This is a genomic window from Sphingomonas glacialis, assembly GCF_006439055.1.
Taxonomy (GTDB): Bacteria; Pseudomonadota; Alphaproteobacteria; order Sphingomonadales; family Sphingomonadaceae; genus Sphingomonas; species Sphingomonas glacialis_A.
In genome coordinates, this window is record NZ_RCZC01000005.1 from 179866 (window position 1) to 197130 (window position 17265).

Annotated in this window: 17 protein-coding genes; 8 read left to right on the plus strand and 9 right to left on the minus strand. The window is 67.7% G+C overall.

The features are described 5' to 3' along the window. Positions 1–219: 219 nt before the first annotated feature. From EAH76_RS17075 to ung, 4 genes are all read left to right on the plus strand, one after another. Positions 220–1689, plus strand: a complete 1470-nt coding sequence (locus EAH76_RS17075) for a S41 family peptidase (protein ID WP_140851477.1) — start codon at positions 220–222, stop codon at positions 1687–1689. 173 nt (positions 1690–1862) lie between these two features. After that, positions 1863–1991 (plus strand): hypothetical protein, encoded by a 129-nt coding sequence (locus EAH76_RS24725; RefSeq protein ID WP_268249508.1) that lies wholly within the window; start codon positions 1863–1865, stop codon positions 1989–1991. Between the two features lie 2 nt (positions 1992–1993). After that, a complete protein-coding gene (locus EAH76_RS17080; protein WP_140851478.1) occupies positions 1994–2296 on the plus strand; it encodes an alkylphosphonate utilization protein in 303 nt (100 codons plus the stop codon). A gap of 10 nt (positions 2297–2306) precedes the next feature. Beyond that, complete coding sequence (ung, locus tag EAH76_RS17085) at positions 2307–2999, plus strand: uracil-DNA glycosylase (protein ID WP_140851479.1); 693 nt, start codon at positions 2307–2309, stop codon at positions 2997–2999. Here ung and EAH76_RS17090 read toward each other — a convergent pair. Genes EAH76_RS17090 through EAH76_RS17105 form a run of 4 tightly spaced genes read right to left on the minus strand, consistent with a single transcriptional unit; the run spans position 2996 to position 7566 of the window. After that, positions 2996–4012 carry a DNA polymerase III subunit delta gene (locus tag EAH76_RS17090; protein ID WP_140851480.1) on the minus strand — a complete coding sequence of 339 codons (1017 nt, stop codon included), beginning with the start codon at positions 4010–4012 and terminating at the stop codon, positions 2996–2998. The genes ung and EAH76_RS17090 overlap by 4 nt on opposite strands. Positions 4013–4033: 21 nt before the next feature. Beyond that, entirely contained in the window at positions 4034–4543 is a 510-nt protein-coding gene (lptE, locus tag EAH76_RS17095; protein ID WP_140851481.1) for an LPS assembly lipoprotein LptE, read from the minus strand. Continuing rightward, positions 4540–7092: a leucine--tRNA ligase gene (leuS, locus tag EAH76_RS17100; RefSeq protein ID WP_140851482.1), complete on the minus strand. Its 2553-nt coding sequence runs from the start codon at positions 7090–7092 to the stop codon at positions 4540–4542. The genes lptE and leuS overlap by 4 nt, the downstream gene beginning before the upstream one ends. Before the next feature lie 12 nt (positions 7093–7104). Next, positions 7105–7566, minus strand: coding sequence for a DUF3576 domain-containing protein (locus tag EAH76_RS17105; RefSeq protein ID WP_140851483.1), 462 nt, complete (start codon positions 7564–7566; stop codon positions 7105–7107). Between the two features lie 251 nt (positions 7567–7817). On the opposite strand from EAH76_RS17105, the gene EAH76_RS17110 reads away from it, so the two are divergent. Beyond that, positions 7818–8546, plus strand: a complete 729-nt coding sequence (locus EAH76_RS17110; RefSeq protein WP_431357996.1) for a hypothetical protein — start codon at positions 7818–7820, stop codon at positions 8544–8546. A gap of 6 nt (positions 8547–8552) precedes the next feature. On the opposite strand, the gene EAH76_RS17115 is transcribed toward EAH76_RS17110, so the two are convergent. After that, on the minus strand, positions 8553–9065 hold the full coding sequence (locus EAH76_RS17115) for a thiamine phosphate synthase (protein ID WP_140851484.1): 513 nt from the start codon (positions 9063–9065) through the stop codon (positions 8553–8555). 22 nt (positions 9066–9087) lie between these two features. Between EAH76_RS17115 and EAH76_RS17120 the strand changes: the two genes are divergently transcribed. Together EAH76_RS17120 and EAH76_RS17125 are read left to right on the plus strand one after the other, a co-directional pair. Then, complete coding sequence (locus EAH76_RS17120; protein WP_140851485.1) at positions 9088–9756, plus strand: YggS family pyridoxal phosphate-dependent enzyme; 669 nt, start codon at positions 9088–9090, stop codon at positions 9754–9756. Then, on the plus strand, positions 9753–10415 hold the full coding sequence (locus EAH76_RS17125; protein ID WP_140851486.1) for an HAD family hydrolase: 663 nt from the start codon (positions 9753–9755) through the stop codon (positions 10413–10415). The genes EAH76_RS17120 and EAH76_RS17125 overlap by 4 nt, the downstream gene beginning before the upstream one ends. A 195-nt stretch (positions 10416–10610) precedes the next feature. Here EAH76_RS17125 and ribA read toward each other — a convergent pair whose 3' ends face one another. The 4 genes from ribA to EAH76_RS17145 all read right to left on the minus strand — a co-directional run bounded on the left by ribA (position 10611) and on the right by EAH76_RS17145 (position 15716). Further along, a complete protein-coding gene (gene ribA, locus EAH76_RS17130; protein ID WP_140851487.1) occupies positions 10611–11699 on the minus strand; it encodes a GTP cyclohydrolase II in 1089 nt (362 codons plus the stop codon). Next, positions 11696–12490 (minus strand): exodeoxyribonuclease III, encoded by a 795-nt coding sequence (locus EAH76_RS17135; protein ID WP_140851488.1) that lies wholly within the window; start codon positions 12488–12490, stop codon positions 11696–11698. The genes ribA and EAH76_RS17135 overlap by 4 nt, the downstream gene beginning before the upstream one ends. A gap of 236 nt (positions 12491–12726) precedes the next feature. Next, the gene (locus tag EAH76_RS17140; RefSeq protein ID WP_140851489.1) at positions 12727–13338 is read right to left on the minus strand and encodes a LolA family protein; all 612 of its coding nucleotides are present in this window, start codon (positions 13336–13338) and stop codon (positions 12727–12729) included. 65 nt (positions 13339–13403) lie between these two features. Further along, positions 13404–15716, minus strand: a complete 2313-nt coding sequence (locus tag EAH76_RS17145; protein ID WP_140851490.1) for an FtsK/SpoIIIE family DNA translocase — start codon at positions 15714–15716, stop codon at positions 13404–13406. Positions 15717–15830: 114 nt separating this feature from the next. Here EAH76_RS17145 and EAH76_RS17150 point away from each other — a divergent pair, with 114 nt between their 5' ends. Beyond that, a complete protein-coding gene (locus EAH76_RS17150) occupies positions 15831–17048 on the plus strand; it encodes a UbiH/UbiF/VisC/COQ6 family ubiquinone biosynthesis hydroxylase (RefSeq protein ID WP_140851491.1) in 1218 nt (405 codons plus the stop codon). Positions 17049–17265: the final 217 nt, after the last annotated feature.

Below are 17265 nucleotides of genomic sequence, written 5' to 3' on the forward strand. Positions count from 1 at the left end.
GAACTCCATCATGACCGTCCGTTTCGAATCGCTCCAGCGCGTCGCCGTCTCGCTCGTCGCAGCGCTCATGCTCACCGCCGTGCTCGCCTCGACTGCCGTGTCGCTCGCCCCGATCGCCTGATCGGGAGCGGGCCACCGCCCGCCATTTCCCATCACGAATTTTCGAACTGACAAGCGCGATACTGCCCCTTAGGTTCTTCTTACTAGGGGGAGATATCCATGACGAAGCCGCGTATCGTAACGCATTGTTTGGCGCTTGCCGCCTTGCTCTCGGCCTGCAGCGGGGGCGGCGGCGGCGGGTCGAGCTCCACCCCGACCGCTTCGACACCGACACCGACGCCCACATCGACTCCAACGCCCACCGCCGTCGCGGGCTGTTCGCTGCGCGAACGCCAGGATTGGGCGGCGGCGCAGCTGCGCGAATGGTATCTCTTCCCCGACACGCTGCCCGCAGCGCTCGACCCGACGCCCTATACCACCGTCGGCGATTACATCGACGCGCTCACCGCGACTGCGCGCGCGCAGCGCAAGGACCGCTATTTCACCTATCTCACCTCGATCGCGAGCGAGACCGCGTTTTACGACAGCGGCGCGAGCGCCGGCTTTGGCTTCCGGCTCGGAATCGATTCGACCGCACGCCGCGCGTTCGGCATCGAAACCTTCGAGGGCACGCCGGCGCTGGCTGCCGGCATCGACCGCGGCACCGAAATCCTCGCGATCGGCACGACCACCGCCGATCTGCGGACGGTCGATTCGATCATCGCGACGCAAGGCAGCGCGGGGGTGAGCGACGCGCTCGGCCCCAATACGGTGGGGACGACGCGGCTGCTGCGGATCAACGATGCCGCCGGCACGCGCACCGTGACGCTCAGCAAGACCGATTTCGCGCTGACCCCGGTGTCGAGCCGCTACGGCGCGCAGATCATCAACGATGGCGGGCGCCAGGTCGGCTATCTCAACCTGCGCAGCTTCATCTCGACCGCCGACCCGGCCTTGCGCGCCGCCTTCGCGTCGTTCCGCACCGCCGGCATCACCAACGTGATCATCGATCTGCGCTACAATGGCGGCGGACTGGTCTCGATCGCCGAACTGATGAGCAATCTGCTTGGCGCGAACCGCGCGACGTCGGACGTGATCGACTATATGACCTTCCGGCCGGAGAAGGCGTCGAACAACACCACCGCGTTCTTCGCGCCGCAGCCGCAATCGATCGCGCCGACCAAGATCGCGTTCATCGGCACGGCGGGCACCGCCTCGGCGAGCGAACTCGTGCTCGCGGCACAGATTCCGTATCTGCACGCAAATGTCGGGCTGATTGGCACCAACACCTATGGCAAGCCCGTCGGACAGATCGCTCTCGACCGCACGCAATGCGACGATCGGCTGCGCGTGATCGCCTTTGCGCTGCAGAACGCCAATCGCCAGGGTGCTTATTATGACGGCGTGCGCAGCATCGTCGAGGCCAGCTGCCAGGCGAATGACGACATCACCCATCAGCTGGGGAGCCCGCTCGAAAGCTCGACCCGCGCCGCGCTCGATTATCTCGCCGGGCGCAGCTGCACCCCGATCACCGCCGCCGCGACGAGCAGCGTCGCCGCACGATCGCTGCGCGCCGATACCGCCGGGCTCGAACTGATGACGCCCAATCATCCCGATCCTAGCCAGCGCCAGATCCCGGGATCGTACTGAGCGATCGTAATTTGGGGGGTGCCGGACGCGAAGGGGGGCGCGTCCGGCATGAGCGATAACGGGCCGCCTGCCCAAAGGTTGCGGCAAATCGCCGCACGTCCGAATTGATGCGGCTACCCGCACGATTCGGCGCTAGGGTGCGGCGGGGCCTTTCGCCCCGGTCAGGAACCGTCATGGCCAAGAGCCAGAAGAAATCGAACAAGGAAGTGCGCAAGCCCAAGGCCGAGAAGGCGCCCAAGGCAAACGCCTCGAACCCGACCAGCAAGGGCCAGCCGGTCCCGATGGTCACGATCAAGAGCTGAACATGAGCGACACCGACAGCTATATCTATGACGAAGCCAGCGGCGAATGGATCGCTGCCGGCGATGCCACGGCCGCCGCAACCGACGATGCGGTCGTCGTGCGCGATTCGGTCGGCAACGTGCTCGCCGACGGCGATCAGGTCACGCTGATCAAGGATTTGACCGTGAAGGGCGCCGGGCAGACGCTCAAGCGCGGCACGCTGATCAAGTCGATCCGGCTGACCGGCGACGCGCAGGAGATCGATTGCCGTTACGAGGGCATCAAGGGCCTCGTGCTGCGCGCCGAGTTCGTCCGGAAGCGCTGACGGGCGGGCGATGCAGCCGTTGCCCCCCCGCTGGCGCGATGCGTTGGCGGATGAAGTCGCGCAGCCGTACATGCAGGCGCTCGATACATTCCTCGATGCCGAGCAGGCCGCGGGGACGGAAATCTTCCCGGCGCGCGGCGACTGGTTTCGTGCGCTCGAGCTGACGCCGCCCGACGCGGTGCGCGTCGTGATCCTCGGCCAGGATCCGTATCACGGGCCAGGGCAGGCGCACGGGCTAAGCTTCTCGGTGCGGGACGACGTGCGGATCCCGCCGAGCCTGCGCAACATCTATAAAGAGCTTGAGGGCGATCTCGGCATCGCGCCGGCCCGGCACGGCCTGCTCGACGCCTGGGCGGCGCAGGGCGTGCTGCTGCTCAATGCGGTGCTGACGGTGCGGATGGGCGCTGCCGCCTCACACCAAAAGCGCGGCTGGGAGCGCTTTACCGACGCAGTGATCCGCGTGGTGGCGGGGTCGCCCGACCCGACCGTGTTCATACTCTGGGGTGCGCACGCGCAGAAAAAGGCGGCGTTTGTCGAGGACGTGACGCAGGGTGGCCGGCACCTCGTGCTCAAAGCGGCGCATCCCTCGCCTTTGTCGGCCTATGCCGGCTTCTTCGGCAGTCGCCCCTTCTCCGCCGCCAACACGTTTCTCGTCGCGCATGGCCGCGGCGCGATCGACTGGGGCTTGCCGCCGCGCGCCTAACTGCGCTGCCGCGCCGCCATCCGCGCGACGCCGAGCATCGCTGCGTCCGACAAGACCGTTCCGGCATTCGACGGCGCCATCGTCGCACGTTCGGCGCGGCGGACGCGGTCGATCGCATCGCTGATCTTGGGTGCCGACCAGATCCGCAGCGCCGCCGCGGTCGTCACGCGTTCGCGGAAGAAGACGCGCTCGATCACGCTGTTGATGTTCGCACCGTTATCGATCTCGGCGCGCAGTTCGGCGAGACTCATCAGGCGGCGGACGAGCTGGCGCAGCAACGGGATCGGCGAGACGCCCGCGACCGCGAGCCGCGCCAGTTCCTCGCCGAGCACATCGGGCCCGCCGCCGATCGCCGCATCGATCGCGCGCGACATTTCCGAATCGCCGAGGTCCGCGCCGATTGCATCGAGCGCGGCATCGTCGAGCTCGCGCGGCCGCTCGGGCGCTGCGTCGAGATAGAGCGCGATCTTCTCGAGCTCGCGCGTCATCACCGCACGGTCGCCCGCCGCGGCGAGTGCGATCCGCGCCGCCGTCCCGCCCATCGTGCGCAAGCCCTGCTCGCGCGCGATGCTCGTCGCGATCTTGTCGGCCTCGCCGCCCTCGGGGACGTAGAAGACGCAGGACATCGCGCGCGGGTCGCCCGTCGCGAGCTTGACCAGCGCCGAGGTCGCCTTTGCCGTCGGCGCGAGCAGGACGACCGGATTGCCGGCGCGCTCGGCCGAGAGCAGCAAGGTCGCCGCCGCAACGCTTTCCTCGCCGGCACCCGCGACGCGGATGTGGCGGGCGGTGCCGAATAGCGACATCGACGCGGCTTCGTCGGCGAGCCGACCGGGCGAAGCCTTGAGCAGCGCCGGCTCGAGATCGACGCGCTCGGCATCGGGCCCGAGCGCGCGCGCGACCCGGCCCGCGATGTCGCGCGCGCCCGCTTCATCGGGGCCGTACAGCACGTAGAGCCGGATGTCGGGATTGCCGCTGTCGATCGCGCGCGTCAGCTGGTTGAGATTGGCTTTCACGACGCCCGCCCGCGGGGCATATCAGCGCGGCTCGGGCGCGGTACGCTGCACATAGGTGGCGACGCGCGCGACGATCTGGTCGGCGACGATCTGCGACAGCCGCTCGAGCGCAGTGTCCTCGGCAGCGATCGTCGCATATTCCGAATTGACCGCGTCGATACCGGCGTCCGACCCCGCGGTCGCATCGAGCAGCACCGACCCGTTCGACAGATCGACCAGCTGATAGCGCGCGCGCAGCGTCCGGCGCTCGCGCGAGATCGAGTTGTCGCGATTGACGCCGAGCCCGGTGATCTGATCGTCGAGCTTGATCTCGAGCCGATAGCGCGGGCTCGCCTGCGCGTGGAGCCGGTCGCGCAGCGCATTGCTCATCAGCCAGCCCGACTTGCCCTCGATCGGACCGACCTCGATCTGCGTCAGCCCGCCCGCGACCGCACCCGAACCGCCGCCCGAATAGAGCGGATGCAGGCCACAGCCCGCCAGCGCGAGCGTGAGCGCGGCGAACGGCACGACAAGGGCAAGCCGCCGCATCATGCGACGATGTTCACAAGACGATCGGGCACGACGATGACCTTCCGGGGGGCTTTGCCTTCGAGGATGCGGACGATCTTGTCCGACGCGAGCGCGGCGGCCTCGACCGCATCGCTCGGATGGCCCTTGGGGAGCGTCAGCGTGTCGCGCAGCTTGCCGTTGACCTGCACCGCGATGGTGACCTCGTCCTCGACCAACAGCGCGGCATCGACCTTGGGCCACGGAGCGTCGGCGATCAGGCCCTGGTTCCCGGCGGCGGCCCAGGCCTCTTCGGCGAGATGCGGCGCCATCGGCGCAACGAGCCGCATCAGCGTGGCGATCGCAGCATCGCGCGACGCCGAGGGTTCGGCGCGTTCGATCGCGGCGGTCAGCTCGTACAATTTGGCGACCGCCTTGTTGAAGCTCAACGCCTCGATATCGAGCGCGATGCCGGCGATGCTCTGGTGCAGCTTGCGGTCGAGCGCGGCGTTCTTCGAACCGCCCTCCCCGGCGCGCTCGCCGTCGAACAGCCGCCACAGCCGCTGGATGAAGCGCCACGACCCTTCGATCCCGCTCTCGCTCCACGGCAGATCGCGCTCGGACGGCGAATCGGACAGCATGAACCAGCGCGTCGCGTCGGCGCCGTACTGATCGACGATGCCGGTCGGGTCGACGGTGTTCTTCTTCGACTTCGACATCTTCTCGACACGGCCGACGGTGACCGCCTCGCCCGTCGCCTTCTCGGTCCAGCCGTCGCCGTTGCGGACGATATCGTCGAGCGACAGCCACAGCGGCTTGGTGATGCTGTCGACGCCGTCGCTGCCGAGCTCGGTGATCTGGCGGCTATAGGTCTCGTGCGTGACCATGCCCTGCGTGAACAAGCCGGCGAACGGCTCGGCCACGTCGAGCAGCCCGATATGCTTCAACGCACGCGTCCAGAAGCGGGCGTAGAGCAGATGCAGGATCGCATGCTCGACCCCGCCGATATATTGCGCGACGGGCAGCCATTGCTCGGCGACCGCGCGGTCGAACGGCTTGTCCTTGGGCTGGCTGGCGAAGCGGATGAAGTACCACGACGAATCGACGAAAGTGTCGAGCGTGTCGGTCTCGCGCCGCGCCTGCCCGCCGCACGACGGGCACGCGACGTGCTTCCACGTCGGATGGCGATCGAGCGGGTTGCCGGGAATGTCGAACGACACGTCCTCGGGGAGCACGACGGGGAGCTGGTCCTTGGGTACCGCCACCGCGCCGCACGCGTCGCAGTGGATGATCGGGATTGGCGTGCCCCAATAGCGCTGGCGGCTGACGCCCCAGTCGCGCAGGCGGAACACGGTCGAGCCGGTGCCCCAGCCTTCGCCCTCGGCACGGGCGATCACGGTGCGCTTGGCGTCCTCGACGTCCATGCCATCGAGGAAGTGCGAGTTGACGAGCGTGCCGGGTCCGGTCGCGGCCTCGTTGCCCTCGAACACCGGGTCGGTCACATCGCCGTCGGAGACGACGCGGCGCACCGGCAGATCGTATTTCCGCGCGAAATCGAGATCGCGCTGGTCGTGCGCGGGAACGCCGAACACCGCGCCGGTGCCATATTCCATCAGCACGAAATTGGCGATGTAGACCGGCAGCTGCCACGCGGGATCGAACGGATGCGCCGCGGTGATGCCTGTGTCGAAGCCGAGCTTCTCCTGCGTGTCGAGCTCGGCGGCGGTGGTGCCGCCGCGCTTGCACAAGGCGATGAACTCGGCCGCTGCGGGATTCTCGGCCGCCAGCGCCTGCGCGATCGGATGATCCGCGGCGACCGCGACGAAGCTTGCGCCGAAGATCGTGTCGGGGCGGGTGGTGAACACCTCGACCGCGCCGCCGTCGGACAGCTTGAACCGGAACTGCAGCCCCTGGCTGCGCCCGATCCAATTCTCCTGCATCAATTTGACCTTGTCGGGCCAATGCTCGAGCCCATCCAAGCCCTCGAGCAGCTCATCGGCAAAGTCGGTGATCTTCAGGAACCATTGCGACAGCTTGCGACGCTCGACCAAAGCGCCCGAGCGCCAGCCGCGGCCATCGATCACCTGCTCGTTGGCGAGCACGGTCATGTCGACCGGGTCCCAATTGACCGAGCTTTCCTTGCGATAGACGAGCCCCGCCGCGAACAGGTCGAGGAACAGCGCCTGCTCGTGCCCGTAATACTCAGGCTCGCAGGTCGCCAGCTCGCGGCTCCAGTCGAGCGCGAAGCCCAGCCGCTTCAGCTGCGCCTTCATCGTCGCGATATTATCGCGCGTCCAGCCGCCGGGGTGGACATGCTTTTCCATCGCGGCATTCTCGGCGGGCATGCCGAACGCGTCCCACCCCATCGGGTGAAGCACTTCCATGCCGGTCATCCGCCGATAGCGCGCGAGCACGTCGCCCATCGTATAGTTGCGGACATGGCCCATGTGGATCTTCCCCGACGGATAGGGGAACATCTCGAGCACATAGGAACGCGGCTTGGTCGAGGTATCGTCCGCGGCGAAGGTGGCGCGGTCGTCCCACACCTTTTGCCAAGCCGCGTCCGCCTTCAGCGCATTGAAGCGTGACGCCATAAGAGTGCTGCCTTAGCCCGCGACGGCGGCGCGACGCAGATCACGCGCCTTGGTCAGGATGATGTCTTCGAGCTTCTGCACCGTTGCCGCCTGGACCGGGGCCGCGACCCACTGGCCGCCCTGGTTGACCTGGCGAAGCGCTGCGACGCGCAGACCATCGGCGCGCAGATCCTGGTCGAGGATCGTCACCGTCACCTTGACGCGCTCGGAGGGCGCGGCCGGATTGATGTACCAGTCGGTCACGATCACGCCGCCGTTCGAATCGGTCTGCAGCAGCGGCATGAAGCTCAGCGTGTCGAGGCTCGCGCGCCACAGATAGGCGTTGACGCCGATCGTCGTGACCTTCGACGCGGCGAGATCGGCATTGACCGGGCGACCGCCCTTATGACCGCAGGCGCCGAGCGACAGCGTTGCGGCAAGCGCGCATGAAACCACGAAAAGGGTGCGGGGCGCGGTGCCTGAGCGGCGGATCATCGGCAGTTCCTGAGCAAAACGGAGACTTGGGAGTGGCGGTATCTATAGAATGTTGCACGTTCGCCGCAAGCAACACCTCCGGCGGGATCCTCTGCGAAAATGCGCCGTTGAGCGTCGCCTGCCGCAATGTGTGTCCTTCGTGACACTCTTCGAGGAAATTGCGCCATTACAGTGGCACGACGGAATTGAATCGTGATAGGCGCGTTGTCAGATAAGCGATGCCGATTGAGGCACGCACAGAGGGGTTGCACGTGTTGTCTGTTCGTTGGTTGTCCGGGATTGCTGTGGGGTCGCTCGTCGCCCTCGGCTGTGCCGTGGCTCCGGCACTCGGCGCGAGCGAATCGCCGGCGGCACGCTTTGCCGCCAAGCGCCCCGTGTTCGTGCGCGGCATCGGTTCGTTCACCCCGGCTTCGGCCGATCCCCGGCTTGCTGCGATCTTCGCGCGCGGTGGTCTCGATACCAGCGGCTTCCGCTTCACCCCATCCGACGCGCGCGGTGATGGCGCGCATCCGGTGACGGTGGCGATTCGCGCGCGCTCGGCCCGCGGCATCGCCGTGGTCGATCGTACCGCGCCTGTTCCGGCCTCGACCACCAACCTGACGCCGATCGCCTACAATCTCGGCGTCGCAGTCGGCTGGAAGCGCTTCGCGGTGTCGGGCGACGTGTCGAAGGTCGATCTCGCCGGGCTGCCCGGCGGTCGCGAGGCGGCCGATCTCGGCGTCAGCTATACCGGCAACCGCTTCACCGGCCGCGTAAAGGCCGCGACCGACCGTCCGCTCCCCGGCGCGCCCAAGCTGATCGAGGATGCGCCGGCCTATTCGATCGATGTCGGCGGCTCCTATGCGCTGACGCGGCGGATCGATGTCACCGCCGGCGTGCGCTACAAGGCCGAGCGTGAGCGCCTGATCGAGCAGCCCGCTGCCGATCCGACGCGCCGCGACAGCCAGGCCGTCTATGTCGGAACTGCCTTCCGCTTCTGATCCGACTCAGGGTGCGACTCTGGGCGTCAGCCCGTCGATCGCCGCCCAGCCGACAAAGCCCAGTGCCTTCATCCGCTTGAACCGCGCGCGCGTCATTCCGCCGAGCGCGATCGCGGGGAGCCCTGCCGCGCGTGCGATTGCCGCGGCGCGGAGCGGACCTAGCGCGGCAGCGCCGGGATGCGTCCGCGTCGGATAGACCGGCGAGACCAGCACCAGCGTGGCGCCGGCGCGCCGTGCGACGATCGCTTCACGAACAGAATGCGCTGGATGCAGCACCCGGCGTTGCGCGGCGCTTCCCCCCTCGACCAGCATGAGCCGGCGCCGCCGTGCGATCCGCGCAACGCGCGCGAACAGCGCAGCACGCTCGGCCGCTCCGGTGGCGAAATGGCGGAACACCACGCCGCTCCCGCGCGGCAGCACGGCGAGCGCTGGCCATAACGCCGCCCCCATCCGTTCATCGGTCATCAGCCAGAGCGTCGGCGCACGCGCTGTGCGGCTATTGGGGTGACGCGAGGGCATAGCCGCGCCTATAGCGCCGCCAATGTCCACCGACGACCCCACCGCCGCGCTCGCCGCCGTCCAGGCCAAGATCGCCCACGCCGCCGCGCTCGCCGACCGCAAGCCCGATTCGGTCACGCTGATCGCCGTCTCGAAGACCAAGCCCGCCGAAGCGATCGAGCCCCTGCTCATCGCCGGCCAGCGCGCGTTCGGCGAGAATCGTGTCCAGGAAGCGCACGCCAAATGGCCCGCGCTGCGCGACGCCTATCCGGGTGTCGCGCTCCACCTCGTCGGGCAGTTGCAATCGAACAAGGCCGAGGATGCCGTCGCGCTGTTCGACGTGATCCATTCGGTCGACCGCCCCTCGCTCGTCACCGCGCTCGGCCGCGCGATGGACAAGCACGACCGCCGGCCCGACTGCTTCCTCCAGGTCGATATCGGCGACGAGCCGCAAAAGGGCGGCTGCCCCATTGCAGACCTCCCCGCACTGCTCGCCGAAGCGCGCGCCGCGGCGCTGCCGGTCATCGGCCTGATGGCCGTCCCCCCGCTCGAAACCGAGGCCGCACCCTATTTCGCACTGCTCGCCAAGATCGCGCGTGACCACGGACTCGATGCGCTCAGCATGGGCATGTCGGGCGATTATGAAACCGCGGTGATGCTCGGCGCGACGCATGTCCGCGTCGGCACCGCTCTGTTTGGAAGCCGTTCATGACCTTCGACGCGATCATCTTCGATTTCGACGGTGTGCTGATCGAGAGCGAGGCCGTCGGCAACCGCCAGATCGCCGACTATCTGACGAGCATCGGCCATCCGACGACGGCGGAGGATTCGTTCGCCAATTTCATGGGGCTCTCGGGCGCATCGTTCATCGGCGCGGTCGAGCGCTGGATCGGGCGCACGCTCCCCGACGATTTCCACACCGCGCGCCGCGCCGAGGACGATCGCGTGATGCGCGAGGGGATCGACGCGGTCGAGGGGGCCGTGCAGTTCATTCTCGATCTGCCGGCCGACTTGCCCAAGGCGATCGCCTCGTCGAGCTCGACCGCATGGATCGCGCGGCATCTCGATCATATCGGCCTGCGCGATGCGTTCGGCGACCGCTTGTTCTCGGGCAAGGAGCATGTCGTCAACGGCAAGCCCGCGCCCGACATCTATCTCCACGCCGCCGCCGCGCTCGGCGTCGATATCGCGCGCTGCGTGATCGTCGAGGATTCGCCCGTCGGCGCGACCGGTGCGGTTGCCTCGGGCGCGCATGTCATCGGCTTCGTCGGCGGCACGCATTGCGGGCCCGACCATGCCGACAAGCTGCGCGCGATCGGGGTGCACGACGTGGCGGGGGATTTCGCGACGATCCGGCAGCTGCTCGACTGAGCTTCCCCGCCTTCGAATTGGGCGCCGAGGGCAATCGCGTGATGCGATGGTGAGACGCCGGCATGGGACGCGCGATCACCCATCTCCCGTCACCCGGGACGTGTTCCGAGGTCTACCATGCCGCGGATCCTGCCGAGGTGTACCGCGCGGCACGCTGGGCCCCGGCACAAGGCCGGGGTGACGGTGGGCGACGCGTTAGAACTGGTGCCCGGTGCGGTCGCGCTTGGTCGCGAGATAACGCTCGTTGTGCGGGTTGGCCGGCAGGACATGCGGCACGCGCTCGACCACATTGATCCCGGCACCCTCGAGCTGCGCGACCTTCTGCGGATTGTTGGTCAGCAGCCGCACCGAACTCTGGCCGAGCAATTCGAGCATCCGCGCCGCGACAGCAAAATTGCGCGAATCGACCGCGAAGCCGAGCCGCGTATTGGCGTCGACCGTGTCGAACCCCTGGTCCTGCAGCGCATAGGCGCGCAGCTTGTTGATCAGCCCGATCCCGCGGCCTTCCTGGCGCAGATACAGCACGATCCCCCACCCGCTCGCGGCAATCGCGTCGATCGCGGCGTGAAGCTGCGGGCCGCAATCGCATTTGAGGCTGCCGAGCATGTCGCCGGTCAGGCATTCGCTGTGCAACCGCACCAGCGGCGGGCGGCCGTCTGGCTCGCCGATCAGCAGCGCGATATGTTCGCCCGGCATTTCCGGCGTGCGGAAGGCCACGATCTCGGCATCTTCGGCGCCGACCACGGGGAGATGCGCGCGGGTGGCGATGGTGAGACGGGCGGCGTCCTCATGCGCGTCGATATCACCGGGCGTCAGCACCAACGCAACCGATTCGCCCGCCCGCGCAAAGAACGCCGGCAGCACGCCGCCGATTCGCGCGAGGCGCAGCGCAGCCGCCCCGGCCTCGGTCTCCGCGAGATGGATCGCGCGGAACGGCCCCTTCATCGGCGTGTCGAGATCGAATTGCGGATCGGCGAGCGCGGTCGCCATCGCGAAGTCGATCCACGGCGCGCGCTCGACCAGCACCGGCGCATCGGGCGCCGCCGCCTCGAGCTGGTTGGCGAGTTTGAGCGTCGCCGAGCGGCCGGCCGAGAGCAACAACGGCGCGCTCGCGCCCGGATCGAACGCTGCAAGCCGCGGGGGGTCGGCGGTCTCGATCGGCAGCAGCGCGAGCGTGCCGTCGGCGCCTTCGATCGCCACCGGCCAGCCGCGGCGCAGCGCATCGATCGCGAGCGCGGTCTTGTGCGCGTCGCCCGCATTTGGGCCAGCACTCGGGGGGGTCATATCGCGAATTCGGTCATAATCGGAACATGGTCGGAGGGTTTGAGCCAGCTGCGGCATTCCTCATAGACATGGTGCCGCGTCGCCTTGGCCGCAACATCGGCGGTCGCCCACATATGGTCGAGCCGCCGGCCGCGATCGTTGACCGTCCAATCGACCGAGCGATAGCTCCACCACGTATGCAACCGCGCCGGCGCCGGGAAGAAATGCCGCCCGAGATCGACCCAGCTGTTCGAAGCCTTGAGCCGGTCCATCGCCGCGACCTCTACGGGCGTATGGCTGACGGTCTTGAGCAATTGCTTGTGGCTCCACACGTCCGACTCGAGCGGGGCGATGTTGAGGTCGCCGACCAGCAGCGTCGGTACGGTCAGACCTTGCGACCACTGCGTCATCCGCTCGAGGAAATCGAGCTTCTGGCCGAATTTGGGGTTCACCGCGCGATCGGGCACGTCGCCGCCGGCGGGCACATAGACATTCTCGATCCGCATCCCCGATTCGAGCCGCACGCCAACATGGCGCGCCTCCTGATTGGCCTGCCAGTCGAAGCGGTCGTCCTCGACCAGCGGGACCTTCGACAGGATCGCGACGCCGTGGTGCATCTTCTGCCCGTGGAGCATGATGTGGGTGTAGCCGAGTGCGCGGAAGCTGTCGGTCGGAAAATCCTGATCGACCACCTTGGTTTCCTGCAGGCACAGGATATCGGGTGCCATGTCGCGCAGGAAGGTCTCGACGATGTCGAGGCGGAAGCGGACCGAATTGATGTTCCACGATACGATCTTGAGCGGTGTCGTCATGCCAGCGCTGTAGCCATCGCAAGGGTCCCGCGCCACCCGCCGCTACCAGACCCAGTACCGGACATGGAAAGGCCCCCGCTCCGGGGGCATGGAGCGAGGGCCGACCTAGCGTTCGTCACGCAGGCGGGAAGCAAGGGTCCGGGCAACAGGGGGAAAAATCCCGGTAGCACCTCACATCCGCAAGTCCGCATTACCGCTGCAAACCTGTCGCCAATATGAACCGATCGCCGCGCGGGTTATTTTCTGCCCGACGCGGGCGTTGGATCGCGCCATTGGAACGCCGAATTGCTCACGGGCGCGTTGAAACGCTGGTTCGACAGCCGAATCGTCGTGCGATTGTTCTGCGAATCGAGCGCGACCCAGCCCTGCAGCATCAGCCCGCCCGGTGCGGTCGCATTGCGCACGAACACCAGGCTGATTCGGCCATATTCGGGATGCTTGGGGTCGGCGGCATCGACCGCGACCGTCTCGGGGTTGCCCGTCGGCACCACGCTGGCAATCCCGCGCATGTCGCGCGACGGGTCGAGCAGGATGCCGAGCGGCGAACCGCCGATCGGCCAGCGCTGCTTCTGCCCGACCGAATAGTCGAGGAACCACAGCGATTTGCCGTCGCCGACGATCAGGATCGGCACGCCCTTTTCATATTGGAAGCGGATCTTGCCGGGCTTCTTGAGCGTCAGCACGCCGGTCAGCACTTTGCCCGCGCGATCGGTCTGGGTGAACGACGCGGTCATGCTCTCGACCGATTGCAGATGCTTCTGCACCGAGGAGAGGTCGCCGACGGGCGCGGCCGACACCAGGGCCGGCGCGGCGAGCGCGGCAAGAAGCGATGGGTAACGAAGGGACACGAATAATCTCCTGACGCTGCCGCTTAAGCCCGAAGCGGCTTGAACCCGCTCTGAACCGGAAAGCGCTAGACCGGGTTCCCGTCGCGGTCGCGCAACACCTCGCGGCGCCCGACATGGTCGGGGCGCCCGACGATGCCGTCCTTCTCCATCCGCTCGATCAGCCGCGCCGCGCTGTTGTATCCGACGCGCAGCTGGCGCTGGAGCCAAGAGGTCGAGGCCTTCTGGCTTTCGACGACGAGCTGGATCGCGGTGCGATATTGCTGGTCCTCGGCGGTATCCTCGCCGGTCGGCGCGCCGTCCATCGCGAAGCCGTCCTCGGGCTCCTCGGTGATCGCCTGATTGTAATCGGGCTGGCCTTGCGCGCGCCAGTGATCGGTGACGGCGCGAACCTCGTCGTCCGAGACGAACGGACCGTGGACGCGCACGATGCCCTTGCCGCCGGGCATGTAGAGCATGTCGCCCTTGCCGAGCAGCTGCTCGGCGCCCTGCTCGCCGAGAATCGTGCGCGAATCGATCTTCGAGGTGACGTGGAAGCTGATTCGCGTCGGCAAATTCGCCTTGATCACGCCGGTGATGACGTCGACCGACGGGCGCTGCGTCGCCATGATCAGATGGATGCCCGCCGCACGCGCCTTCTGCGCGAGCCGCTGGATGAGAAATTCGACTTCCTTGCCCGCGGTCATCATCAGATCGGCGAGCTCGTCGATGATCACGACGATCTGCGGCAGCACCTGATAGTCGAGCGTCTCTTCCTCGTAGATCGGCGCGCCGGTGCCGGGTTCGTAGCCGGTCTGCACCTTGCGCCCGAGCGGCTGGCCCTTGGCCTTGGCCGCGCGCACCTTGTCATTGAAGCTGGCGAGCGAGCGCACGCCGAGCGAGGACATCTGGCGATAGCGATCCTCCATCTGCTCGACGGTCCATTTCAGCGCGCGCACCGCCTTGGACGGATCGGTCACGACCGGCGCGTAAAGATGCGGGATGTCCTCGTACATGCTCAGTTCGAGCATCTTGGGATCGATCATGATCATCCGGCACTCTTCGGGCTTGAGCCGGTAGAGCAGCGACAGGATCATGCAGTTGAGCCCGACCGACTTGCCCGAGCCGGTGGTGCCCGCGACGAGCAGATGCGGCATCGGCGCGAGATCGGCGATCACCGGATCGCCCGCGATATTCTTGCCGAGCACGAGCGACAGCGACCCCGGCTGGTCGTCGAGCGAATCGATCAGTTCGCGCAAGCCGACCGTCTCGCGCTTGGCGTTGGGCAGCTCGATACCGATCACGGTGCGCCCCGGGATCGTCGCGACGCGCGCCGACACCGCCGACATGTTGCGCGCGATATCGTCGGCGAGCTGGATCACGCGGCTCGCCTTGATGCCGGGCGCTGGCTCGAGCTCGTACATCGTCACGACCGGACCCGGCCGCACGTTGATGATCGATCCCTTGACGTGGAAGTCGCTGAGCACCGTCTCGAGCAGGCGCGCATTGCGATCGAGCGCGACCTTGTCGACCGGGCCGCCGACCGCTGGCGGCGCAGGGTTAAGCAGGTCGAGCGAGGGCAAAGTCGACTTGTCGCCGAAATCCATCGAGGTCTGTTTCGCGCGCGGCTTGGCGAGCGTCACCGGCGTCATCGCGCGATCGGCGATCACCGGGCCGGGGCGAACGTCGGGGCTGGCGAGCGCACGCGGCATCGACAGCTTGCGCGGGGTCGGCTCGGGCGCGAAGCCGTCGTCGTCCGCCTCGTCGTCGCGGTCGCGGCGCTGGTCGGTCAACCGCTTGGGTTCGCGCGCGATGCGCGGCGCGCGCTCGCTGACGTCGATCGTGAAGCTGTAGGCCCAGAGCGCGAGCCCGGCCAAGCCGAGCACCGCCGCGATCCCGCGCGTCGTCCACAGCACGGCGTTCGCATTGGGAAGCAGGCCGATCAGCGCGCGCAGCACGTCGGCGAGGCCGAGCCCGACCACGCCGCCATAGCCCGCCGGCAAGGCTTGTACCGCAGCGCCCCAGATCATCGCGAACGCGGTGCCGATCAACGCGACCCCGCCCAGCGACGCGCCGAACATCAGCCGCCAACGCCCGACCGGCACTGCGCGCCACAGCCGCAGCGCGATCAGCAGGACCGTCGGCAACACCAGCACGAAGCCCGGCCCCAGCAGCCAGAAGGTGCCATCGGCGACGAGCGCACCGGGTTTGCCGAGCCAGTTGCGCGCGGCGGCGCCCGAGGCGGTGTTGAGCGACGGGTCGCTCGCATGATAGCTCGCCACCGCGACGACGAGCAGAACGACCAACGCGACGAGCGTGATCGCGGCAAGCAATGCGCCGCTGCGCACGGCGCCGGCCTTGACGGTCTCACGCCATAAGGGTGGCTGCGCGCGGCTCGCCATGATCTCTTGTCCCGATGTTCGCTGTCTGTGCTGCGGATTCATCGCGCGCGGCGGCTCCGGCGTCAAGACTTTGCGGGCTGGCGAGCGCCCGGACGAGGCGCTACAGCAGCGAGTATGGACACAGCAGACGTCATCATCCTCGGCGGCGGACTCGTCGGCAGCGCGCTCGCCGTGGCGCTCGACACGCATGGGCTCAGCGCGATCGTCATCGACATTGCCGATCCCGCAGTGATTCTCGCGGCAGGTTTCGACGGGCGCGCCTCGGCGATCGCCGGCGCGCCGTGGCGGATGCTGCAGGCGATCGGCGTCGCCGACCGGCTCGCGCCCGTCGCGTGCCCGATCCAGGGAATCCGCGTCAGCGACGGGCTCGAGCCCGGCGCGCTCGATTTCGAACCCGAGCCGGGCGATGGCGCGCTCGGCCACATGATCGAGAATCGGCGGCTGCGCGCGGCCTTGTTCGAAGCGGCGTCGGCCGCCCCCAATGTCGACGTGCGGATGCAGACGCGCGCGGTGTCGGTCGATCGCGGTACGGCCGGTGTCACCGTCACGCTCGATTCGGGCGCGGTCATCAAGGCGCCGCTGCTGATCGCCGCCGAGGGCCGCAATTCGCCGACGCGCGAAGCCGCAGGCCTGCGCGTCGCACGCTGGACCTATGACAATGCCGCGATCGTCACCTCGCTGCACCATGAACATAGCCACGAGAACATCGCGTTCGAGATCTTCTATCCCGACGGCCCCTTCGCGATCCTGCCGCTCAACGACGACGAGCAGGGGCATCGATCGTGCATCGTCTGGTCGGTGACGCATGATCAGGCGCCCGGGATGATGAAGCTGTCCGATCGCGGCTGGCTCGCCGAGGCGGACAAGCGGATCGGCGGGTTTCTTGGCAAGCTTGGGCCGCTCGGCAATCGCATGAGCTATCCGCTCGGCTTCCACCATGCCGCACGGATCGTATCGGACCGGCTCGCGCTGGTCGGCGACGCCGCGCACGGGATCCATCCGATCGCAGGCCAGGGCGTCAACGTTGGCTTCCGCGACGTAGCGACGCTGGTCGAGGTGCTGGTCGAGGGCAAGCGCACGGGGCTCGACCTCGGCGACCCGCAGCTGCTCGCGCGCTACGACCGCTGGCGCAGCCTCGACACCTTCATGGTGGCGGCGGCGACCGATGGCCTGACGCGGCTGTTCGGCATTCCCGGCAAGACCGCCAATGCCGTGCGGCGGATGGGGCTATCGGCGGTGCAGCGCGTGCCGCCGCTCAAGCGCCGCTTCATCGCCGAGGCGCGCGGCGAGAGCGGGGATGTGCCGAAGCTGCTCCAGGGGATGACGGTTTAGGCGGCAACGCGCGTTACGGCGTCGATCGGGTTCGCGCAGAGGCGCGGAGGACGCAGAGTGGCGTGTTGCCAGGGTGCGCGCCCGACTCGAATAGCGCTTCCCCAGCGAAGGCCAGGGCCCAGTCGATATGGCCAGGCTGGTCGCGCTCACCGTGCGACCAGGAAGCATGCTACTTTTGGGCCCTGCCTTTGCCGTGGAAGCGATTCAGAAAGTGCGA

Excerpts from the sequence above, each read along its gene's own strand:
- EAH76_RS17075 (WP_140851477.1), top strand. The coding sequence starts at position 220 with ATGACGAAGCCGCGTATCGTAACGCATTGTTTGGCGCTTGCCGCCTTG.
- EAH76_RS24725 (WP_268249508.1), top strand. The coding sequence starts at position 1,863 with ATGGCCAAGAGCCAGAAGAAATCGAACAAGGAAGTGCGCAAGCCCAAG.
- EAH76_RS17080 (WP_140851478.1), top strand. The coding sequence starts at position 1,994 with ATGAGCGACACCGACAGCTATATCTATGACGAAGCCAGCGGCGAATGG.
- ung (WP_140851479.1), top strand. The coding sequence starts at position 2,307 with ATGCAGCCGTTGCCCCCCCGCTGGCGCGATGCGTTGGCGGATGAAGTC.
- lptE (WP_140851481.1), bottom strand. The coding sequence starts at position 4,543 with ATGATGCGGCGGCTTGCCCTTGTCGTGCCGTTCGCCGCGCTCACGCTC.
- leuS (WP_140851482.1), bottom strand. The coding sequence starts at position 7,092 with ATGGCGTCACGCTTCAATGCGCTGAAGGCGGACGCGGCTTGGCAAAAG.
- EAH76_RS17105 (WP_140851483.1), bottom strand. The coding sequence starts at position 7,566 with ATGATCCGCCGCTCAGGCACCGCGCCCCGCACCCTTTTCGTGGTTTCA.
- EAH76_RS17115 (WP_140851484.1), bottom strand. The coding sequence starts at position 9,065 with ATGCCCTCGCGTCACCCCAATAGCCGCACAGCGCGTGCGCCGACGCTC.
- EAH76_RS17120 (WP_140851485.1), top strand. The coding sequence starts at position 9,088 with ATGTCCACCGACGACCCCACCGCCGCGCTCGCCGCCGTCCAGGCCAAG.
- EAH76_RS17125 (WP_140851486.1), top strand. The coding sequence starts at position 9,753 with ATGACCTTCGACGCGATCATCTTCGATTTCGACGGTGTGCTGATCGAG.
- ribA (WP_140851487.1), bottom strand. The coding sequence starts at position 11,699 with ATGACCCCCCCGAGTGCTGGCCCAAATGCGGGCGACGCGCACAAGACC.
- EAH76_RS17135 (WP_140851488.1), bottom strand. The coding sequence starts at position 12,490 with ATGACGACACCGCTCAAGATCGTATCGTGGAACATCAATTCGGTCCGC.
- EAH76_RS17145 (WP_140851490.1), bottom strand. The coding sequence starts at position 15,716 with ATGGCGAGCCGCGCGCAGCCACCCTTATGGCGTGAGACCGTCAAGGCC.
- EAH76_RS17150 (WP_140851491.1), top strand. The coding sequence starts at position 15,831 with ATGGACACAGCAGACGTCATCATCCTCGGCGGCGGACTCGTCGGCAGC.